Genomic DNA, 19,937 nt, shown 5'->3' on the forward strand with positions numbered 1-19,937 from the left:
GTGTGCGTAGGCGTGTATGTCAGCCTGTATCAGCCCGCGACGTTGCCAGGCGGAAAGTGGCCGCTCTTGAGCAGCACAGGCGTGCCGTTACTGATCTGCAGATGTTCGCGCGCGACCGCCTCGATGTGCGGACGTCCGGCGTCGAACGCGCGCATCCAGCCTTCGAGATCCTCGGTGTAGGCGCCGAAGTGATCTTCGAGCGCTTCGACCGAGATCGCGCACGGCACGGGTTCGCCATCGACCAGCGCGGGAAACACGACAGTCAGATTGGAGTCGCGGTAAGCGGGCGCGTCCGCGGGAAACCGAATTTCCATGGTCGCCTCATCAGAAGTATCCGGTAGAAGACGGACGCCGGCGCAAACAGGCCAGCTTCGGAGAACGTCGATATGGTACTCGCCCGGCTGGATCACGGTCCAGTCTCCCGAGTTGCCTTCCTGCACGTCTCGCGCCGCCATCAACTGCCTCCGGGCGGCGGTCGACATCCTCGCGCGCGGCCTGTTCGACGCAGGCGGGCGCCGCGCGGACGGTTCACACGCATGCGCTCACGATAGTTAAGTGTTGCGCTTCGCGAGCCGATAAGTTCAGCGTGCGTATCGACACGAATCGATAAATCGAGTGGCACTTGTGCCGCTTGCTCCGGTCGAACAGCGTCATCGGCACAGCCTGTGCTGACGCAAATTCGAGTTCAGTGAGCGCGATATGGGAAAATATTTTCTGCAAAACCACGAACTGCCCGAGCCGGATGCCGCAAACCAATGGTTTGCTTACGCCGAAAATCACGGCATCGACATTCCGAAAGCCATCAGCATCTGGGAAGACGCGGCCACTGAAGAGGGCGCGGAAAGCCGCCGGATAGTCAGCGCGGCCGGCATCACGATCGAGACGGCCGGGCAGTGAAGACACTGCCCTCGCCGTGCGCGGCGAACTATCACAGACTCTCGACACCCATTAGAAAGGGAACAATCACGATGCATTTCATGACGTACCTGCGCCGCTCCGGCCGCTTCCGACCCAGCCGCGCGGCCCTTGTTCTGGCCCGCCTGAGATCCCTTTCTGCCGCCCTACCCGCCGCACTACTGCTCAGCGCCGGTCTTGGCGCGTGCGCCTCATCGAACACCACTTCGCTGATCAACCTGCCGAATGGCCAAACCGGCTTTGCGGTGAATTGCAGCGGCGCGGACGCCGCCTCCAGCTGGGCCTCGTGCTACGTGCAAGCCGGCAAAGCATGCGGCGCGACCGGCTACGACATCATTTCGAAAGACAACGACGAAGGCGGCGCGGCTGGCGGCAGCATCACGAACGTCGTGTCGGCCAACGTGAAAAACCGTTCGATGATCGTGCGCTGCAAATAACGAGCAACATGTGGCCGTACGTTTGCGCGGGCTTCAGTGCGCCTGCATCTTCGAGAACATATTCAACACGGCGACACCGGCAACGATCAGCCCAAGCCCAATGACGGCCGGCACGTCAGGCACCTGGCGGTACATGACGACCGCGACCAGCGTAATCAGCACGATGCCGGCGCCGGACCACACCGCATAGACGATGCCGACGGGAATACTCTTAAGCGTGAGCGACAGGCAATAGAACGCAATGCCATAGCCGAGCACGACCACCGCTGCGGGCAGCAGCCGTGAAAATCCTTCCGACGCTCGCATCGCGGAGGTCGCGATCACTTCGGCGACAATGGCTATGGCGAGCAATGCATAAGGAGGCATCCGCATCGCCTCACGCATTTGCAAGCGCGAGCTTGCTATAGTCGTGGCCAAGTTGCGCGCACAGTGCTTCCACCACCAGTTCATGATCGGCGCGCTGCGGCAAGCCTGAAACGGTCACCGAGCCGATCACGCCGGCACCCGCTACCGTCAACGGAAACGCGCCGCCGTGCGATGCGTATTCCGTGGCCGGCAAGCCGTGCTTCTCGGCGAGCGTGCTGCCCGCCAGTTGCATCTTCAGGCCGATCGCGTACGAGCTACGGCGGAAGTGCGCGACCGTGTTGTTCTTGCGGCGAACCCAATCGACGTTGTCGGGCGTCGCGCCCTCGAGTGCGCTGAAGAAGAGCGGTTGGCCGAAGGTGCGCACGTCGATAGCCACCGCGATACCACGCGCCTTGGCGATCTCATGCAGATACGCACCGACCTGCCACGCGCGGTCAGCATCGAATTGGGGGAACACCAGCGCTTTTTCCTGAGCGGCAATCGACTGCAGATCGTGAGCGATATCCATGGGGTAAGAGCAAGGTAAGAGGTGAAGCTCACGCCGCATTGCATAACGAAGGGCGCCGCGAGAAGAACCTGAATTCTAGCGCAGCGCCTTATGAAGGACTTCCGGCACGCGACGCCGGCCATGCGAGCCGCGACCTCGAGGGCCCGCACAAGCCTCGCATTTGTGTCGGTATGAAGTCCATTCTTAAATAGCTATTGCATCGGCATACGCTTTGTTCTATAATCTTTTCTTCGACGGACGCGGGGTGGAGCAGTCTGGCAGCTCGTCGGGCTCATAACCCGAAGGTCGTAGGTTCAAATCCTACCCCCGCAACCAAGTATCTCAACGGTTCGAAACGTCGAAAACAACATCAAAGGCTTGCCCAACCGGCAGGCCTTTTTTGTTTTCTGTCGCGCATTTGTTCCGCCCTTCCTTCCCGTAGTCAGTTCCGGTAGTCAGCCCAACACCAAAACGCTCCGATTCGGCATGTCGCAAGAAGCGACGCTGCTTGCACGTCGACGGCCAATCGCATCGATTCACCCTCCTCTTTTTTATCAGCAGTCCAAACAGATATGTACTCCGTTCGCTCGCAGCAATCGGCGCCCGCACCGCGCCAGCCGAACACGACAACGATCGACTCCCAGTCACACAGAAAATCGGCAGCGTTAGCCGATCGGCCTGGGGCACAACAGTCCGAACGGCGCCCACCGCGCAAAGCGCGCTGCTCGCTTCGCGCCACCACCGGCACACCGCCATTTCCGGCCCGCAGAAAACCCCCGCCCCAGTGATAAACTCCTATCACCTTTTCTCGTCCCCTTCCTATGAAATTCTGTTCTGTCTGCGGCCACGGCGTCAGCCTGAGCATTCCGCCGGGCGACAACCGCGAGCGCTTCGTATGCGGCAGTTGCGGCACGGTGCACTATCAGAATCCGCGCAACGTGGTCGGCACCGTCCCGGTCTGGGACGACAAAGTGCTGCTGTGCCGTCGCGCGATCGAACCGCGCTACGGCTACTGGACGCTGCCCGCAGGCTTCATGGAAATGGGCGAAACGACGGCCGAAGCGGCCTCGCGCGAGACGCTGGAAGAAGCCGGCGCCCGCGTCGAAGTGCAGAACCTGTTCTCGCTGCTGAACGTGCCGCACGTGCATCAGGTGCATCTGTTCTACATGGCGCGCCTGCTCGATCTCGACGTCGCCGCGGGCGAGGAAAGCCTCGAGGTCAAGCTCTTCGAGGAACACGAGATTCCGTGGGACGAGATCGCCTTCCCGACGGTCGGCCAGACCCTGCGCTTTTTCTTCGCTGACCGCGCCGCCGGCAGCTTCGGCCTGCACACGGGCGATATCTTCCGCTCGCTGCGCGAAGGTTGAGCGGCGCGCATGGTTCCCTGGCTCGGACCTGACGATCCGTTTCCGTCCGTCGAGCGCGCGCTCGGCGCGACAAGCGGCGCACCCGGCCTGCTCGCCGCGAGCGGCGATCTGCTGCCGTCGCGGCTGATCGACGCCTATCGGCGCGGCATCTTCCCCTGGTATTCAGACGGCCAGCCGGTGCTGTGGTGGAGCCCCGACCCGCGCATGATCCTGCGCCCCGCCGAGTTCAAGGTGTCGCCGTCGCTGCGCAAAACGCTGAAGCGCGTCCTGCGTGACGACGCGTGGGAAATCCGCGTCGACCACGATTTCGCCGCCGTGATGCGCGCCTGCGCGCAGGCGCCGCGGCGCGGTCAGCGCGGCACGTGGATTACGGCCGACGTGGTCGAAGCGTATTCGTCGCTGCATCGGGTGGGTGACGCGCACAGCATCGAAACCTGGTTCGAAGGCAAGCGCGTAGGCGGCTTGTACGGGGTGTCGTTCGGCCGGATGTTCTTCGGCGAATCGATGTTTGCGAACGTCACCGATGCATCGAAAATGGCGCTGGCCGCTCTGGTCGGACACTTGCGCCGTCACGAAATAGAAATGATAGACTGCCAGCAGAACACGTCGCATCTGGCGTCGCTGGGCGGTCGCGAGATAGCGCGCAAAGCGTTCATCGCGCATGTTCGCGCGTCTGTCGACGCGGAGCCGATTCCCTGGCGCTTCGACAAGACCGTGTTGCTCGATGTGGTCGCGCCGGCGGCGTAACTGACGAACCAGGACGCATCAGGAAAAATCAGGCCGAATCCGGATCCGCTGCCTACCGAGCCGCGGGTCACGAGCCGCAAGGCGCGCCGGGTTTGCATTACCAGAGACGCATCGAGAGCTGCCAACGTGACTCATCCCAACGAGCTGCCTCTTTCTCCGCTTTCCGCGCTGCAATTTTATGCAACGGCGCCCTATCCCTGCAGCTATCTGGATGGACGCATCGCGCGCTCGCAAGTCGCCACCCCCAGCCATCTGATCAACTCCGACGTCTATACCGACCTCGTCAAAGCGGGCTTCCGGCGCTCGGGGGTGTTCACCTATCGTCCGTATTGCGACGGTTGCCGCGCCTGCGTGCCGGTACGCGTGCCGGTCGACCAGTTCGAGCCGAACCGCACACAGCGGCGCGTCTGGAAAAAGCACGGCGAGCTGATCGCCACCGTCGCACCGCTCCATTACGACGAAGAGCACTATGCGCTTTACATGCGCTACCAGTCGGCGCGGCATGCGGGCGGCGGCATGGATCGCGACAGCCGCGATCAATACGAACAGTTCCTGCTGCAAAGCCGGATCAACTCGCGGCTCGTCGAGTTTCGCGAACCGGTGCCGGATCATCCCGAAGCGCCGGGCATCCTGCGCATGATCAGCATGATCGACATCCTCGGCGACGGGCTCTCGTCGGTGTACACGTTCTTCGAGCCGGATCTGCCGCACAGCAGCTTCGGCACCTACAACATCTACTGGCAGATCGAACAGGCGCGCAGCCTCAAGCTGCCGTACGTGTACCTCGGCTACTGGATTCGCGAGAGTCCGAAGATGGCGTACAAGGCGAATTTCCGGCCGCTCGAAGGCCTGATCGACGGTGCCTGGCAAGTGCTCGATCCAGCGAGCGTCGATCTGCCGCCGGTGGACCTGGCGATCCGTGGCAAACGCGGACCGCTTCGGCCGTAACGGCAACGGGCGCCGGAGATAGCCGGAGATAGGCCGCCACCCACCTTCCAGTTGGTCTCATTAATGCCCCAAAGCCGGTAAAATAGCGGGTTCCCATTTTCCGGCCGCCCGGCTTCGTCCCGTGTTCAGTTCCCTCTACCCGCTCGTACGCGCCCAACTCTTTCGCATGGACGCGGAAGACGCTCACCACCTGACCTTGCGCATTCTCAGCGCCGCCGGCCGCGCCGGCCTCGCGGGCACGCTCGCGCCGCGCGTGCCGGATGCGCCGCGCACCGTGATGGGGCTGACATTCCGCAATCCGGTGGGGCTCGCCGCCGGCCTCGACAAGGACGGCGCCTGCATTGACGGTCTCGCCGCGCTGGGCTTCGGCTTCATCGAGGTGGGCACGGTCACGCCGCGCGCGCAGCCGGGCAATCCGCGCCCACGCATGTTCCGCCTGCCGCAAGCGAACGCCGTGATCAACCGGATGGGTTTTAACAACGCCGGCGTCGACCAGTTCGTCAAGAACGTGCAGGCCGCGCGCTATCGCGGCGTGCTCGGGCTGAATATCGGCAAGAACGCCGACACGCCGATCGAACGCGCCGCCGAAGACTATCTGTACTGCCTCGAACGCGTGTACCCGTTCGCGAGCTATGTGACGGTCAACATCTCGTCGCCGAATACGAAGAATCTGCGCCAGTTGCAAGGCGCAGGTGAGCTCGACGCGCTGCTCGCCGCGCTGAAAGACAAACAGCAGCGTCTGGCCGACCTGCACGGCAAACTGGTGCCGCTCGCGCTGAAGATCGCACCGGACCTCGACGACGAACAGATCAAGTCGATCGCCGATACGCTCTTGCGCCACCAATTCGAAGGCGTGATCGCCACCAACACCACGCTGTCGCGCACCGCCGTCACCGGCATGCAATACGGCGACGAAGCCGGCGGCCTGTCGGGCAAGCCGGTGTTCGAAGCGTCGAACGAAGTGATCCGCAAGCTGCGCGCCGAAGTCGGCGAGGCGGTGCCGATCATCGGCGTGGGCGGGATTTTCTCGGGTGACGATGCACGCGCGAAGCTGGCCGCCGGCGCGTCGCTGGTGCAGCTCTATACCGGCTTCATCTACCGCGGCCCGGCGCTGGTGGCCGAATGCGCGCAAGCGCTGCGCTAACACTGCGCGATGCGGGTCGCATCAGAATATAGACATAAACAAACAGTATTTAAGCTTCGATAGTCTGCTTTGTTATGCTTTCGTCTGTTAAAACGCCTCGAATAAAAGGAACACGATGAAATTTGGCTTGCTGAAAAAGATCGTAGTAGCCGGCCTGATCGGCGCGTCGTTCACTTCCGTGACTGCCCACGCGGACGACCTGCTCGACCAGGTCAAGCAACGCGGCACGCTGCGCGTCGGTCTCGAAGGCACCTTCCCGCCGTTCAACTCGAAAGCGCCGTCGGGCGAACTGGTCGGCTATGACGTCGACGTCGCCAAGGCCGTCGCTGCAAAGCTCGGCGTGAAGCCGGAATTCGTCACGACCGAATGGAGCGGCATCATCGCCGGTCTGCAGGCGGGCAAGTTCGATGTGATCGTCAACCAGGTCGGCATCACGGACGCACGCAAGCAGGCGCTCGACTTCTCGCCGGCCTACACGTACTCGGCCGCGCAACTGATCCAGCGTAAGGACGACACGCGCCAGTTCAAGTCGCTCGACGATCTGAAGGGCAAGAAGCTCGGCGTCGGTCTCGGCACGAACTACATGGACATGGCGAAGTCGGTGCCGGGCATCGACGTGAAAACGTATCCGGGCGCGCCTGAATATCTGCGCGATCTGGCCGCCGGGCGGCTGGATGCGGCGCTCAACGACCGCCTGATGCTCGCGTATCTGATGAAGAACTCGCAGTTGCCGCTGCGCACGGGCGCCACGGTCGGCGCGGGCAACCCGTCGGGCATCCCGTTCAGGAAGGGCAATCCGAAGTTCGCCAAGGCGATCGACGACGCGATGACCCAGCTCGAAGCGGACGGCACGTTCACGAAGATCTCGGACAAGTGGTTCGGCATCGACATCAGCAAGCCGATCAAGTAAAGCGCGCTTGATGAAACGAAGGGCGGCATCGTCAATGATGCCGCCCTTCGCTTTTCTGCCGGTTCGCCTGCTCGCTAGAGAACGCCCGCCCACGTTTATGATGTGCGCTTTGCCGCGCCAACCAGACCACCGCTCATGCCCACCACTTCCCTGCTCGTCCAATCGCTTCCTGTGCTCGCACAGGGCGCCGTCCTGACGGTCAAGTTCGCGGTTCTGTCGATGATCTTCGGCCTGTTCGCGGCCGCCGTGCTCGCGGTGATGGGGATCAGCCACAACCGCGTGCTGAACTGGATCGCGCGCGTCTACGTGAGCTTGATGCGCGGCACGCCGCTGCTGGTGCAGATCTTCGTGATCTATTACGGTTTGCCGAGCCTCGGCATCTCGCTCGACCCGACGCCTGCCGGCGTGATCGCGTTGTCGGCGAACGTGGCGGCGTACCTGTCGGAGAGCATGCGCGGCGCGATTCTCGGCATTCACAAGGGCCAGTGGCTGGCCGCGTATAGCCTCGGTCTGTCGCGGCGTCAGACGCTGCGCTACGTGATCGCGCCGCAGGCCTTGCGCATTGCCGTGCCGAGTCTGTCGAACAGCCTGATCAGCCTGATCAAGGATACGTCGCTGGTGTCGGTGATTACCGTGACTGAACTGCTGCGCAGCGCACAGGAGATCATCGCGTCGACCTATCAGCCGCTGCCGCTGTATCTCGCGGCAGCCGCGGTCTACTGGGTGCTGTGTCAGATGCTGGAATGGGTGCAGCGCTGGTACGAACGGCGTCTTGCGCTGCCGTCGCGGCACTGAGCACCCGTATCTCGCCGCTTACCGGTTGGTCTATCGGCTGGCGACCGACGACGTAGCATCCAGCGACGCGCCGAAGCGTTCGAAGCGCGGTATGTAGTAGCGGTCCGGGTCCAGCGAAAACGCGACGTGACGCGTGCGGCCCATCAGTTCCTTGCGCGGAAAGAAGCCGAAGTAGCGCGAGTCGGCGCTGTCGTCGCGATTGTCGCCGAGCATCAGATACTCGCCTTGCGGCACGACCACCGGCCCGAACGAGTTGCGCGGACTCGGCGCTTCAGGCGAAAGCCGCACCGTATGCGCGACGCCGTCGAAGCGTTCGGTCAGATAGTCGCCGGGGGACACGGCGTCGCCCGGTAACGGCGCGAGTTTCAGCGGCTGATAATCGGCCCGCACGCCGTTCACGTACAGCACGTTGTCGCGCATCGCGACGCGGTCGCCCGGCAAACCGATCAGACGCTTGACGATCAGCTCATGCGCCGCCGACGAATCGATCGTGACAATGTCGCCGCGCTGCGGATCGTGCAGATGCGCGATCGCGATGTGGGTCAGCGGCACGCGCAGATCGTAGGCCATCTTGTCGACGAAGATGCGGTCGCCTTCGCGGATAGTGGGCAGCATCGAGCCGCTCGGCACGACGTTCCAGTCGGCCACGGCGCTGCGGAACAGCACCATCAGGAACAGAAACGCGACGAGGCTCTTGTTGTCGCGCCACAATTTTCCAAGCATGCGCATCGAAGGTGACTCCAATGGAAGGTGTTCGAAAGCTGCGATCATGCGAACCCGTTTGTTCGAATCCGCATGCCCGCTGCAAATCGTACCACCGCCACTGGAAGCAACGCGGCTACCTCGGTTGCCAGTCATGCATCCGTCGTGTTCCTGTCATGCCCCAGCGCGCACACGTCATTCGCCCGCGAATTTGAGCCCCAGCGCGGCGCGCGCGGCATCGGCCATCGCGATCATCTGCAACGAAGTGGCGTGCGGCATCAGCGGGCTTTCCAGCTGGCCGGCGCGAATCAGCTCGCAGAAATGCGCGGTCTCGTAGTTCAGACCGCCGCCTTCGAATGGCTCGTCGAGTTCGATCACGCGGCCGTCGGCGTAACGGATCGTCGCGCGCGACGGGTTCCACCACGGCTCGTGGATCGTCACGTGGCCGCTTTTGGCCATCAACAGCGCATCCCCCTTGCCATGCAGATCGAGCCCGCAAAATAGCTGCGCGATTCCACGCTCGTGCCGGCTATTGAGGCTCGCAAAGGTATCGACGCCGGTGGACCCGAGCCGCCCGAGCGTCTGCACGTCGCGCGGTGCGCCGAGCCAGTCGATCGCCAGAAATATCTCGTAGATGCCGATGTCGAGCAACGCGCCGCCCGCATGCTCGAACGACAGCGACGGGTGACCGGCCGGCACGCCCGGCACCGAACAGCCGGCACGCACGAGACCCACCTCGCCAATCGGCTCGGCATCCAGATGCGCGCGCAACTTTCTGTAGAGCGGATAGAACGGCGGCTTCATCGCCTCCATGAAGAGCCGCTGCGCGGAGCGCGCGGCGCTCAGCACGCGTTCGAGCTGCGGCGCGTTGATGGTGGCGGGTTTTTCGCACAGTACGTGCAGACCGGCTTGCAGCGCGGCGATCGCGTAGTCGGCGTGGCTGTCCTGGAGGGTGGCGATATAGAGCGCGTCGATGCCGCTTGCGAGCAGCGCCTCGAAACTCGCGCAGACCTCGCCGCCGAATTCAGCGCCAAAGGCGGCGGCCGGCCCGGCGCGACGCGACCACAGCGCGCTCAGTTGCGCGTGCGGTACATGGGCGAGACCTTGAGCAAAACGACGGGCGATGCGACCCGTCCCGACGATACCCCAGCGAATGACGGTGTCCCCCGAAGGGGCTTGTTCCATGGCGATTGTCATCGTTCCTTCGAGTCCGTGCAGTTCAGAACAGGCGCTATTGTCGCGCATGCCGCGCGCCAGTGTGGACATATAACCACGCCGTGCCGCGCCGTTCGTTACTTACACAAGGTCTCGCAGGCCATTGAACCAGACCGCGGCCGATGCGCCGCCGCAGCGGCCACGCTCAGCCGCGTACCGGTGGTTCGTGCGAAAAGGTACTGCCGAGCTCTTCCGTGGAGTAGTCGATCATCGCCAGCGACGCGAGTTCCGCGTCCTTCGGATCGCGCCGTTCGATCGCTTCGATCACGCGCTGATGCGTGGCGATGGCCTTCTCCCAGAGACCTTCCTTCTGGTTGACGATGGGGTTGACGGTCGACAGCGCGCCGCGAATGATCGCCGCCATCTGCTTGAAGAACTGATTGCCGCTGGCGACGACGATGCGCGTGTGAAACAGCTCGTCGGCGTCCTGATAGCCAGCCTCGCCCGGCCGGATCACACGGAACGCCTCGAACGCCTCGCGAATCGCCGCGATGTCGGCCGCGCTGCCGCGCGCGGCCGCCTGCGCCGACGCGCGCGGTTCGATCAGGATGCGAAACTCGATCACGTCGCGCAGAAACAGCGGATCGGGCTTCGCGCGAAAGCGCCAGTTCACGACGTCCTCGTCGATCATGCGCCAATCGCTCATCGGCCGGATGCGCGTGCCGATCTTCGGCCGCACGTCCAGCATGTCGCGCGCGAGCAGCATTGAGAGCGCCTCGCGCATCACCGTCCGGCTGACGTCGAACTCCTTCGACAGCACATCCTGCGGAGGCAGGATCGCGCCGTACTTTTCTTCGACGATGCCCGTGACGAGCCCGTCCATGACTTTGCTCACCAGCGATCGATCCTTGTTTGCCTGTTCCATGACACTCTCCCCGAAGCGGTGTTTGCCCCCGCGTAGCCTGTTGATCAAGCGGCCCTCGTGTGTCGTTTTTTATGCGTTTCGATTACATTTACGATACGTTGCTAGCTTCAAACCAGTTGCGCCAGTTGGGACACTTCCTGACAGGGTTATCCCTCTGAGGAATTGTTTCTTCTTTGTAACGCAGCACGGTTTGACGGGCCATAAGCTTGCGTCACAAGCGTGCCTGCGTTGCAAAATTTGCATCGTGCGAAGACGCACGTAGTGAGACGAATAGGCGAATCCGCAACACCCGGCGCGTGCGGAGAAGGCAGGCGCGCGAAGCGCGAGCGGATTTAAGCAGATCTGCAACGACGCTCCGCTCACTAGGCGCTCGTTGCGACCGACGCGTAACGCCCGCCAAAAAAGATCAACGGCGCGTGTTCATCGAGTGAGAACACCAGCACTTCGCCGACGAACAGCGTGTGATCGCCGCATGGATGACGGTCCACCATCCGCGCCGCGAAGCGCGCCGCCGCGTGTTCGAGCAATACCACCTCCGGCAAGCCGTCGACCGCCGCGAAGCGCGGCGCGAGCCAGGTCTGCGGCTCGCCGGCGAAGTGACGGCTGTGCGGCTCCTGTGCGTCGGACAGCACGCTGACGCCGAACAGCGTGTTCGCCATCAACCGCTCGTGCATGCGCGCGCGATGCCCAACCGACACCACGATCAGTGGCGGCTTGAGCGAACCCGACATGAAGGCGTTGGCGGTCATCGCGTGCAACCGGTCGCCACTGCCGGTCGAAATCACCACTACGCCGGTTGCGAAGCGCCCCAGCGCATGACGAAAGCGGCGCTCGTCGAAGCCGACCGCGTCGAAGCTGGCCGCGTCCAGGTCGGCCGGCTCGCCAGCCGCCGGGCCGCCGGCCGGCCCTTGCCGGCTGTCAGTTTGAAGTGCCCGGGCCTGCATTGCCGCCCTCCTTCGCTGTTCAATCTGATTGGATGTGATCTGCTTAGCCTCGACCCGGCAATCAGTCGAAGCGGCATGCGGCGACCGGTTTGTGCGCGATGAAGTGAAACCACCAGGCGCTGCTGGTTTCCACGTCGTCGGGAATGCGCTCGCCTTCGCAGCTGCCGAACACCGCATCGCTCTGAAAGCCGACCTCGGCGAGTTGCCGGCGCTGTTCGGCGAGCGTCGTATAGACGATCACAATGCCGAAGTTGTGCGCCGCCGCCGTCTTCAGCGCGTAGCTGCCATAGTCGTGATTCAGCCGCACGTTGCGCATATAGTTCAACGTGCCGAGCTGGAAGCGCCGCAGCGAGCGCAACGTGCGCCAGCCGAGCTTGAGCGGATTGAACGTGAATTCCGGCAGCAGTTGCCAGAGGTTCTCGCTATAGCCCGGTCCGCCGCGGTTGTGCGTCGAGAACAGCAGGTAGCCGCCTGGCCGCAACACGCGGTACATCTCTTTGAGAATCTTCACGCGGTCGTCGTAGTCGACGCAATCGATGCCGTTCCAGCTGAACTCGACCAGGCCGTAATGCGCGGACGGAAGCGCCGACATGTCGCGTGCATCCATGTGCCGCAAATCCAGGCCGGGATAGCGTGCCTTCGCCATTTCCAGCAGTTTCAGCGTGTAGTCGACGCCGGTGTAGTCGCTCGAGATCGCGGTCATCAACGGAATCGTGCGGCCCGCGCCAATGCCGATATCGAGCAACGGCTGGCCCGCGCAACGCGGCCCGATCCAATCGAAGGCCGCTTGTTCGCCCGGGTCGGAGAAAGTCTTTTCAGTGGTGAATTCGCGCGTCGCATCCGGCGAATTCCACGCGATGCGATTGACGCGGTCCAACTCGGACTGCAACTGTGTATTCACGGGCGTACTCCGTCGAGGCAGGGATGCGCCGGGGTTCGGGAACCCGTTGCTCCAGCCGTCGGCGCACTCACGGACTGATGCTGGAAAAGCGCCGGCGTCATTGCGCCGGCGGTATCGGTTGAAGCCCGTGCAAAGGCGGCGGGAACGGCCGCGCGGATCACGTCGGCGAACAGCCACTTTTCGGCGTCGGCCATGACCGCTTCGCGCGCGGGGCGCGTGAACAGCGCGTGATCGAGTTTGGGCAGCGTGACCGCGCGCACGCGCGGATAGCGCAGCAACGCGCCCAGCCGCGCGCCGAATTGCACGCGCGCTTCATCGAGGCCGACGTCGAACTCGCCGTACGCGAGCCGCATCTGCACACCCTTCGCGTGCAGCGTGCAGACGATGTCGCGCACCTCGTTGCGAATCAGCGGCCAACCGGTGCGATGTTCGATCCAGCCGATAGCGGCGAGCCAGCAACGCCGCGTGAGGCGCCTGCCGAGCACTCTCGCGATCCGCAGCGGATGACTCTGGCCGTGCAGCGCGCGCGACCATTTCGCGCCTGTGAGAGCCGAACGCCAATAGACCTTCGACGAAGCGAATTGCTGCGCGCCCGGCTCGCGGGCCGCGCCGTCCCAGATGAACTTCTGCAGGTTCACGCCGAAGCCGCCGACGATCTTCGGATGGCGCGCGCACGCATGCAGCCCGACGAACGCGCCGCCGCACACGCCGAATGTGACGACCCGCGCATGGCCGTGCGCGGCCAGCCAGTCGGCGCCCGCGGCCGCATCGTTGCACGAGGTATCGGAATAGATCGTGTCGAGCGTGATGGTCTCGGCCGCCGGCGCGGCGTCGCCGAGTCCGCTCAGGTCCATGCGTAATGACGCGATGCCGAGCGCCGCCAGCCGCCGCGCGAACAGCACGAAGATGCGTCCATCGCCGATGTGGTGGCTCGCGCCGGTGTTGACGAACAGCATCGCGGGCGGAGCCAGGCCGTTCGTGTCCATACTGGGGACGAGCGGTTCGCAGTAAATACCGAAGTAGTTGCCGAACACGATGGGCCGCTCGACGGCGTTATCCAGCGTGAGCGTGAGTTCGGGCAAAGCCAAAGGCGATGCGTCGAGAAGGTGCGGGGTCTCTGACTGATCTGCCGCGCCGGTTGCGTCGGCGACGCTCGCCCCTTCCAGCAGCCATTGCGCGACGCGTGAAAACGCCGCGACCGGTTCTTCGCTATACAGCGCTTCGATCACGAAGCGATCGCACTCGTCGAAGCAACCGCGCTCCACGCTCACACCATTGGCGGCATAGTGTTCGGCCAGCGCATCTGCGCGGCGGCGGTCGCTGGAATCGAGCAGCAGCACGCGCCGCGCGGGCCTGGTCGTGTCGCTGCTCAGATCCAATGCGCCGATGCGCGCGATATCGCCGCCGTGCAGGCCGAAGCCGAACGCCTCCACATAAGCATCGGGATCGGCGATCGGGTCGGCGTTCATGCCTGCGGGCGTGCTGAGCCAGCTTTGGCGATGCGCGCGCAGCTCACGTAGATAGTTGCGGCCGATAATCGGCGGCGCCAGCAACACCAGAGCGTCGATATCGCCGAGCCGTTGCGCGGCCAGCGCCGCCAGCGTTGCGCCGAGACGCAGGCCCACCAGCGAGACGCTCGTCGCACCGGTCCATTCGCGCAAACGGCGGGTCGCGGCGGCGATGCTGTCGAGCCACGCATCGACACGTTGGGCGTCATCTTCCGTGCCGGCCGAATCGCCCGCACCTGGGTAATCGAAGCGCAACGCCGGCATACCCGCGGCAGCGATGCGTTCGGCAAGCTTGCGCCAGCCACGATGCGTACATAGAGCGTCATACCCAAACGGATTGCACAGGACGACACCCTGCTTGCCGGCCGCTGGATGCAGCCAGCCAAAGCAGTCGTCGAAGACGACAGGTCTCATGGTCTTCCTTCGCAGATGGCCGCGTGCGGCGCCTCGCTCACCCGAGCACGGGCCGTCATGTTGTTTTTTATGCCGGCGTCCGCAAGGAGCGCGGCGCCGTATACGTCGATCATTAAACTGCCGCCCGCCACGCGTATCTGTACGCACGCGCACACATTTTTCAGACGAACTGGCGCACCATCTACGCACCCCGCGCAATCACCGAGGCCGCCCAGCGTTCCATGGAAAAAAGTATCGTCAAGAACATCATCGTCAATTTCGCAGGAGCAGTCGCTCCGACGTTTATCTCACTCGTCACTGTGCCCGCCTATATCCACCTGATGGGTGTCGAGCGATATGGCGTGATCAATCTGGTATGGGCGCTCATCGGCTACTTCGGCGTGCTCGATCTCGGTACGAGTCTCGCGACCGAAAATCAGATCTCCAAGGCGCGCGCGGCTAATGACGATTCGATCGAGCGCATCTTCTGGAGCGCGTGGTTCATGAATCTGGGGACCGGCATGGCGGGTGGCCTGATGGTCTACCTCGGCACGTTCCTCTACATCACGCATGGGGTGAAGATCGAACCCGCGTTTCAGCGCGAGGTGATGGCCAGCCTGCCCTGGATCGCGGTGGCCGTGCCGATCGCAAACGTCTCGTGGGTCTTTGCCGGCGCAATCAACGGGGTGGAACGTTTCACCAGTTTCAACATCAATCAGACCGTCGGCACGGCGCTGTTTCAACTGTTGCCGCTCGCGGCCATCTTCTGCTTCACGCCGTCGCTCGCGGTGGTGATTCCGGCGGCCGTCGTGGCGCGCTTCGTGGCCGGCGCGATGCTCGGCGCGGCCGCGTTCCGCGCGCTCGGGATTCGCCATGTGCGGATGCCGCGGTGGCGCGTGATGGCCGAACTCTTTCGCTATGGCCGCTGGATGCTGCTGTTTTCCGGCGCCGGCATGCTTGCGTCGACGCTCGACCGGGTGCTGGTCGGCGCACTGCTCGGCGCGCGCTTCGTGACCTACTACGCAACGCCGCAGAACCTCATCACGCGTCTGAATTTGTTGCCGGTCGCGATGGTGCGCACCTTGTTCCCGCGCCTCTCGGCAGTCTCGCGCGCCGACGCAGACGCACTGGCGCGCAGCGCCCTGGCGTTTCTGAACGGCACGTTCACGCCGTGCGTGATCGTCGCGCTGTTCGCGCTCAAACCCTTTCTGGTGCTATGGCTGGGGCCGGCGATGGCGGCAGCGGCGCCGGTCGCCAGCGTGCTCGTGCTGGGCGTGTGGCTGAGCGGCCAGTCGGGCATTCTGGGGATTCTGATTCAGGCGCAGACGAAGCCAGCCTATGTGGCCTGCGTCAGCTGGCTTCAATTGCCGGTGTTCGCCGGCGCGCTGTGGTTCGCGATCCATTGGTTCGGGATCATGGGCGCGGGTATCGTCGTCGCGATCAAGGCGCTGTCCGACTACGCCGCGTTTCTGTATTTTGCACGGCTGCATGTCTGGTCGATCGTGCGCAACATGCTGACCCACCTCGCGTTCCTGCTCGTCGCGCTGGGGCTCGCCGATTCGATCACCGCGTGGCCGACGCTCGCCGCCTCCGCGCTCGCTCTCGCGGCTGCGAATCTGGGTCTGTCGCTGCACGGATCCAGCGATCTCAGGAATCTCGTCTATAAGCTCTGGATGCGCGTGACGCTGTCAACCAGTTAGTGAATCAAATGAAGCAGGCGGTTCAGGCCCGCTTCTCGTTACATCGCTCCACATCACGACGCGCGTGACCGCGTGACGGTATCCGGCACCGCGATGTTGGGCGCGGCGACGCTGCGCGTGGCGATGGCGGCAAAGCGGCGCGGCCGGCAGCTTGCAAGTGTGCGTTCGTAGACCGACAGATAGCCATCGCTCACCCCCTCTACGCTGAACTTTTCGAGGTTCTGCGGCGCCCGCGCCGCCAGCGCCGCGTGCGCAACGCAATCGGTCAACAGCAGCCCGAGCGCCTCGGCCAATGCGTGCGGATTGCGAGGCGGCACCAGCAGACCGGCCTCACCGTCGTCGAGCATCTCCGGAATGCCGCCCACCCGGGTCGCCACAATCGCGCATCCCGTCTCGCGTGCTTCGCACAGCACCAGTCCGGCCGGCTCGTTGTGCGACGCCAGGACGAAAACGTCGGCTTGCGCGAGATAGGCGCGCGGGTCGGCAACGAAACCCTCGAAGTGCGCATGCTGCGCAATCCGGAGTTGCTGCGCAAGCGCCTCCATCGCGGCGCGATCGGGCCCCTCGCCGACGAGATACAGCGCCGCGTCGGGCACACGCTCGCGCAGCAGCGCGAAAGCATGCAGCAGATCGCGGATGCCCTTGCGTTCGTACATGCCTGCCAGCGTGACGACGCAGGGATGAGCCAACCGCGGCAACGCGGGGACCGGCTGGTCCGCGAGACGCGGCGTGCCGACCGTGCCGTTGCGTACGACACTCAGACGTTCCTGAGGTATGCCGCGCCGCGCCATCGCTACAGCCACGGCAGCGCTGACCGTCACGACGTGGTCGCCGACGCGCATCAGCGTGGCGCTCTTCTGGAACTCGTTGTGCACCGTCGTGACGAGCACGAAGCGCCGCCGCAGCGCGCCAAAGCGCGCAATCAACGCGCCGGTCATCATGTGCGCGTGCACGACGTCGGGGTCGTACTGCGCGACCAGCCGATTAAAGCCGGCGACCATCGCGGGCACGCGCGACGGCCGGGGCGATTGCGCGAGCAACACGTGACGCACGCCGTGCCGTGCCAGCAGGTCTTCGAAACCGCCACCGGCCGTCGCCACCGTCACGTCGTGGCCGACACGCGCCTGCATGCAGGCGAGGTCGATCATCACGTTGACGATGCCGTTGCCGATACGCTGCGCGTGATTGGCAAGATGAATGATTTTCATGGGGTCGCTGCAACGTCTCTTGAGTTGGGAGGGACCGCCGCCAGCGGCGCCGTCTGGGGCGTAAAGCGATACATCAGCGCTTTGCCGTGCTCGTCTTCCTCGACCAGCACGAGGTATTCTCCCGAGGCGAGGCGATGGGCGGTAATCGGCATCGGCACGTCGGTCCAGCCGCTCGTCGAGCCCACTTCCTTACCCGGTTCAAGACGGCCGGCATCGCGTCCGGTGGCGCGGTCGTAGACGCGCACGAACGCGCTTCTGTTCTCGACCGCGAAGATGTAGTCGCCCGCCACCGCGAAGCCGTTGATCGACAACCAGTCGGGCGCGCTCCGGTCGGGCAACTCGATCACGTAACGCAACACTGGTTTGCCGCTCTTCCAACGGTCGTAACGGGCCAGTCGCGAACCCGCGCTGTTCCAGTTGTCCTGAACAAACGGATGCATCGGCGTCGAGCCGGAGATGAACATCGTGTCGTCGGCGGGAAAGTAATTCAGGCGCGCGATCCGGTAGAACGGCGCGGGCGGCGGATACTGCCGCATCGACGCGTAGCGGTAGATGGGATTGCCGACGCGGTCGAAGCCCTGCAACGGAAAGCAGCGGATGCCCTGCGATTCGGTGCCCTGCCAGACATCGCCACGGCTGTCGACCCACCACCCCCTCATCGGTGGCGCGTCGGTGCTGCCGGTGTTCTGGTCGAATGCGCCCGCGGAGAAATCGCCCTTGCCCGTCACGTCGCGCCAGATCCATTCGCCTTGCCGCGGCTGATTGGGCGGCCACGCGCCGTCGATGCGCGACTGCGCGAAGAGCCCCGAGGGAATTGCCGTCTCGCGATCGGCGGTGAAACGATAGATGCGCAGGTACGACGAATACATGTCGGTCGTATAGAGCAGCCGGTGTCCGTCGATATCGCGCACCAGCGGCATGCCGCGCTGGCCACCCAGGTACAGATGAAAATACGGATCGTACGGATAGCGGAAACGATCGGCGGTGTAGCCGGCATACGACCACTCCTCGCCGACCGGGCGCGTCAGGTCGAGCGTAAAGCGCTTGCTGCCGCTATAGACCGAGGGCGGATCGCCATCGACGAACTGCGCCCCGTCGACAAACAACAGCCCTTGCAGACCGAAGCGCTGCGTGCCGTCCGGCGCATAGCTCTCGATCAGCGCGCCGTCGTAGGTGCCTGGACCCGTACCGACGCGACGCGGTCCCGCGCCGTTCATCGAAACATAAATGTTGCCGGCCCGATCCACGCCCACGCCGGTCAGTCCATTGAAGCGCCGCGGCCCCGGCGCACCGGCCCGGCCCGCATAAATGCCGCCCTCTTCCCCGAAGCTTGCCGACAGATGCATGTCCGCTCCCTGCTGAGTCGCGCCGGCCGCCGTGAAAATCAGGATCTGCTGGCGCGGCCCGTTGTCGGCGATCAGCAGCCGGCCGCGCGTATCCACCGTCAAATCCACGGGCACCACGCGTGACGGCAGTGCGAGTACGGCAAGGTGTACGCCATTGCGCGCATAGTGGACCACGCGCTGTGCCCCGTCTGTGCGGCTGTCCTCAATGATCCACAGCGAGCCGTCGTGCGCGAGTGCGAGGCGGCCCGGCTCGTGCACCGGAAAACCGCCTGCCGGTTGCATCGTTTGGGCGTCGAAGATCTGAACGCGGTTCTCGAGCTGATTCGACACGAAGAGCCGGGTGGCATCCACGGCAAGCCCGCGGATTGCGTAATCCTCCTTGCTCGAAAAAGTGGCGACCAGCAGAAACGCCAGACGGCTGCCGGCCGGCGCGCTTACCTGGCCGGCGAACGGCACGCCGTCACGGATATCGGCGCGGCTGCGGCGCGCCACGCCGGTCCACTGTTCGCCTTCGTGCGGCAGACGCCGATGTTTGACCATCTCGTTGCCGAGACTGACGACGGTCTGCGCGACGAACACGTAGTCGTCGTTCACGGCGACCGCGTCGCCGCCCATCATGCCCCAGCCGTGCGACTCGCCGCCGTGGCGAACCAGTTGACCATCGCGATACTGGCCGATCTCGCCGCCGCCTTCGTCCCACGGCGCATTCGTGAATACGTCGCCCTCGGGCGTGACGGCGAGCGCCTGCACATCGATCTGCACCCAGCGACGGTCCGCGTAGCCCCACGTGTTGCCGACCCATGAGGTCCGGTACGACAGCGCCGGATGCGCGGCGGTGGCGTGCGCGTCGGCGGCGGCCTTGGCAGCCGAAGCCACTGTGGCTGCGCCCGTCACCGCTTCAGTTGCGAACGCCGGCCCGAGCATCGTGCCGCCCGGTCCGCCCTCCGCCACCAGTACCACCACCGGCAACGCCAAGGCGACGGCGCACGCGAGGCGCTCGAAAGTTTTTAGTGCAATGCGTCGCATGACCACGGGCGCG

Annotated in this window: 20 protein-coding genes and 1 tRNA gene; 10 read left to right on the forward strand and 11 right to left on the reverse strand. The window is 64.3% G+C overall.

The window, feature by feature from the left end; all coding sequences use genetic code 11:
- Window positions 1–29: 29 nt before the first annotated feature.
- Entirely contained in the window at window positions 30–455 is a 426-nt protein-coding gene (locus tag WN982_RS12805; RefSeq protein WP_341312368.1) for a DUF1488 domain-containing protein, read from the reverse strand.
- A 244-nt stretch (window positions 456–699) separates the two neighbouring features.
- On the opposite strand from WN982_RS12805, the gene WN982_RS12810 reads away from it, so the two are divergent.
- Window positions 700–897, forward strand: coding sequence for a hypothetical protein (locus WN982_RS12810; protein ID WP_341312369.1), 198 nt, complete (start codon window positions 700–702; stop codon window positions 895–897).
- A gap of 71 nt (window positions 898–968) precedes the next feature.
- Window positions 969–1,352, forward strand: a complete 384-nt coding sequence (locus WN982_RS12815; protein WP_341312370.1) for a hypothetical protein — start codon at window positions 969–971, stop codon at window positions 1,350–1,352.
- A gap of 33 nt (window positions 1,353–1,385) precedes the next feature.
- Here WN982_RS12815 and WN982_RS12820 read toward each other — a convergent pair whose 3' ends face one another.
- Both WN982_RS12820 and WN982_RS12825 read right to left on the reverse strand, forming a co-directional pair.
- Entirely contained in the window at window positions 1,386–1,724 is a 339-nt protein-coding gene (locus tag WN982_RS12820) for a multidrug efflux SMR transporter (RefSeq protein WP_341312371.1), read from the reverse strand.
- Window positions 1,725–1,728: 4 nt separating this feature from the next.
- Window positions 1,729–2,226 carry a heme-degrading domain-containing protein gene (locus WN982_RS12825; protein ID WP_341312372.1) on the reverse strand — a complete coding sequence of 166 codons (498 nt, stop codon included), beginning with the start codon at window positions 2,224–2,226 and terminating at the stop codon, window positions 1,729–1,731.
- A 238-nt stretch (window positions 2,227–2,464) separates the two neighbouring features.
- On the opposite strand from WN982_RS12825, the gene WN982_RS12830 reads away from it, so the two are divergent.
- The 7 genes from WN982_RS12830 to WN982_RS12860 all read left to right on the forward strand — a co-directional run bounded on the left by WN982_RS12830 (window position 2,465) and on the right by WN982_RS12860 (window position 8,116).
- A tRNA-Met gene (locus tag WN982_RS12830) sits at window positions 2,465–2,541 on the forward strand.
- A 485-nt stretch (window positions 2,542–3,026) separates the two neighbouring features.
- Window positions 3,027–3,572 carry an NUDIX hydrolase gene (locus WN982_RS12835; RefSeq protein ID WP_035494591.1) on the forward strand — a complete coding sequence of 182 codons (546 nt, stop codon included), beginning with the start codon at window positions 3,027–3,029 and terminating at the stop codon, window positions 3,570–3,572.
- A 9-nt stretch (window positions 3,573–3,581) separates the two neighbouring features.
- Window positions 3,582–4,319 carry a leucyl/phenylalanyl-tRNA--protein transferase gene (gene aat / locus WN982_RS12840; RefSeq protein WP_341312373.1) on the forward strand — a complete coding sequence of 246 codons (738 nt, stop codon included), beginning with the start codon at window positions 3,582–3,584 and terminating at the stop codon, window positions 4,317–4,319.
- Window positions 4,320–4,445: 126 nt separating this feature from the next.
- The gene (locus tag WN982_RS12845; protein WP_341312374.1) at window positions 4,446–5,267 is read left to right on the forward strand and encodes an arginyltransferase; all 822 of its coding nucleotides are present in this window, start codon (window positions 4,446–4,448) and stop codon (window positions 5,265–5,267) included.
- Between the two features lie 166 nt (window positions 5,268–5,433).
- The gene (locus tag WN982_RS12850; RefSeq protein ID WP_341315783.1) at window positions 5,434–6,411 is read left to right on the forward strand and encodes a quinone-dependent dihydroorotate dehydrogenase; all 978 of its coding nucleotides are present in this window, start codon (window positions 5,434–5,436) and stop codon (window positions 6,409–6,411) included.
- Between the two features lie 115 nt (window positions 6,412–6,526).
- Entirely contained in the window at window positions 6,527–7,321 is a 795-nt protein-coding gene (locus tag WN982_RS12855) for a cystine ABC transporter substrate-binding protein (RefSeq protein ID WP_341312375.1), read from the forward strand.
- A gap of 135 nt (window positions 7,322–7,456) precedes the next feature.
- Window positions 7,457–8,116: an amino acid ABC transporter permease gene (locus tag WN982_RS12860; protein ID WP_341312376.1), complete on the forward strand. Its 660-nt coding sequence runs from the start codon at window positions 7,457–7,459 to the stop codon at window positions 8,114–8,116.
- A gap of 30 nt (window positions 8,117–8,146) precedes the next feature.
- On the opposite strand, the gene lepB is transcribed toward WN982_RS12860, so the two are convergent.
- From lepB to WN982_RS12890, 6 genes are all read right to left on the reverse strand, one after another.
- Complete coding sequence (gene lepB / locus WN982_RS12865; protein ID WP_341312377.1) at window positions 8,147–8,845, reverse strand: signal peptidase I; 699 nt, start codon at window positions 8,843–8,845, stop codon at window positions 8,147–8,149.
- A gap of 168 nt (window positions 8,846–9,013) precedes the next feature.
- Window positions 9,014–10,003 (reverse strand): Gfo/Idh/MocA family oxidoreductase, encoded by a 990-nt coding sequence (locus WN982_RS12870; RefSeq protein ID WP_341312378.1) that lies wholly within the window; start codon window positions 10,001–10,003, stop codon window positions 9,014–9,016.
- Window positions 10,004–10,178: 175 nt separating this feature from the next.
- On the reverse strand, window positions 10,179–10,898 hold the full coding sequence (locus WN982_RS12875) for an FCD domain-containing protein (RefSeq protein WP_341312379.1): 720 nt from the start codon (window positions 10,896–10,898) through the stop codon (window positions 10,179–10,181).
- Between the two features lie 362 nt (window positions 10,899–11,260).
- Window positions 11,261–11,842, reverse strand: a complete 582-nt coding sequence (locus WN982_RS12880; protein ID WP_341312380.1) for a flavin reductase family protein — start codon at window positions 11,840–11,842, stop codon at window positions 11,261–11,263.
- 61 nt (window positions 11,843–11,903) lie between these two features.
- Entirely contained in the window at window positions 11,904–12,743 is an 840-nt protein-coding gene (locus tag WN982_RS12885; protein WP_341312381.1) for a class I SAM-dependent methyltransferase, read from the reverse strand.
- The gene (locus WN982_RS12890; RefSeq protein WP_341312382.1) at window positions 12,740–14,665 is read right to left on the reverse strand and encodes an alpha/beta hydrolase; all 1,926 of its coding nucleotides are present in this window, start codon (window positions 14,663–14,665) and stop codon (window positions 12,740–12,742) included. Before WN982_RS12890 ends, WN982_RS12885 begins: the two co-directional genes overlap by 4 nt.
- Window positions 14,666–14,886: 221 nt before the next feature.
- Between WN982_RS12890 and WN982_RS12895 the strand changes: the two genes are divergently transcribed.
- Window positions 14,887–16,344 carry an oligosaccharide flippase family protein gene (locus WN982_RS12895; protein WP_341312383.1) on the forward strand — a complete coding sequence of 486 codons (1,458 nt, stop codon included), beginning with the start codon at window positions 14,887–14,889 and terminating at the stop codon, window positions 16,342–16,344.
- A 53-nt stretch (window positions 16,345–16,397) separates the two neighbouring features.
- On the opposite strand, the gene WN982_RS12900 is transcribed toward WN982_RS12895, so the two are convergent.
- Complete coding sequence (locus WN982_RS12900) at window positions 16,398–17,552, reverse strand: glycosyltransferase (RefSeq protein ID WP_341312384.1); 1,155 nt, start codon at window positions 17,550–17,552, stop codon at window positions 16,398–16,400.
- Complete coding sequence (locus WN982_RS12905) at window positions 17,549–19,924, reverse strand: hypothetical protein (RefSeq protein ID WP_341312385.1); 2,376 nt, start codon at window positions 19,922–19,924, stop codon at window positions 17,549–17,551. Before WN982_RS12905 ends, WN982_RS12900 begins: the two co-directional genes overlap by 4 nt.
- Window positions 19,925–19,937 lie beyond the last annotated feature (13 nt).

It is taken from the genome of Paraburkholderia sp. IMGN_8, from assembly GCF_038050405.1.
Taxonomy (GTDB): Bacteria; Pseudomonadota; Gammaproteobacteria; order Burkholderiales; family Burkholderiaceae; genus Paraburkholderia.

Bases quoted from the DNA above. Each gene is read 5' to 3' on its own strand.
- WN982_RS12900 (WP_341312384.1), bottom strand. From the start codon at position 17,552: ATGAAAATCATTCATCTTGCCAATCACGCGCAGCGTATCGGCAACGGC.
- WN982_RS12810 (WP_341312369.1), top strand. From the start codon at position 700: ATGGGAAAATATTTTCTGCAAAACCACGAACTGCCCGAGCCGGATGCC.
- WN982_RS12870 (WP_341312378.1), bottom strand. From the start codon at position 10,003: ATGGAACAAGCCCCTTCGGGGGACACCGTCATTCGCTGGGGTATCGTC.
- WN982_RS12890 (WP_341312382.1), bottom strand. From the start codon at position 14,665: ATGAGACCTGTCGTCTTCGACGACTGCTTTGGCTGGCTGCATCCAGCG.
- WN982_RS12835 (WP_035494591.1), top strand. From the start codon at position 3,027: ATGAAATTCTGTTCTGTCTGCGGCCACGGCGTCAGCCTGAGCATTCCG.
- WN982_RS12880 (WP_341312380.1), bottom strand. From the start codon at position 11,842: ATGCAGGCCCGGGCACTTCAAACTGACAGCCGGCAAGGGCCGGCCGGC.
- WN982_RS12815 (WP_341312370.1), top strand. From the start codon at position 969: ATGCATTTCATGACGTACCTGCGCCGCTCCGGCCGCTTCCGACCCAGC.
- WN982_RS12895 (WP_341312383.1), top strand. From the start codon at position 14,887: ATGGAAAAAAGTATCGTCAAGAACATCATCGTCAATTTCGCAGGAGCA.
- WN982_RS12905 (WP_341312385.1), bottom strand. From the start codon at position 19,924: ATGCGACGCATTGCACTAAAAACTTTCGAGCGCCTCGCGTGCGCCGTC.
- WN982_RS12825 (WP_341312372.1), bottom strand. From the start codon at position 2,226: ATGGATATCGCTCACGATCTGCAGTCGATTGCCGCTCAGGAAAAAGCG.
- WN982_RS12805 (WP_341312368.1), bottom strand. From the start codon at position 455: ATGGCGGCGCGAGACGTGCAGGAAGGCAACTCGGGAGACTGGACCGTG.
- WN982_RS12850 (WP_341315783.1), top strand. From the start codon at position 5,434: ATGGACGCGGAAGACGCTCACCACCTGACCTTGCGCATTCTCAGCGCC.
- WN982_RS12860 (WP_341312376.1), top strand. From the start codon at position 7,457: ATGCCCACCACTTCCCTGCTCGTCCAATCGCTTCCTGTGCTCGCACAG.
- WN982_RS12875 (WP_341312379.1), bottom strand. From the start codon at position 10,898: ATGGAACAGGCAAACAAGGATCGATCGCTGGTGAGCAAAGTCATGGAC.
- WN982_RS12855 (WP_341312375.1), top strand. From the start codon at position 6,527: ATGAAATTTGGCTTGCTGAAAAAGATCGTAGTAGCCGGCCTGATCGGC.
- lepB (WP_341312377.1), bottom strand. From the start codon at position 8,845: ATGCGCATGCTTGGAAAATTGTGGCGCGACAACAAGAGCCTCGTCGCG.
- WN982_RS12820 (WP_341312371.1), bottom strand. From the start codon at position 1,724: ATGCGGATGCCTCCTTATGCATTGCTCGCCATAGCCATTGTCGCCGAA.
- aat (WP_341312373.1), top strand. From the start codon at position 3,582: ATGGTTCCCTGGCTCGGACCTGACGATCCGTTTCCGTCCGTCGAGCGC.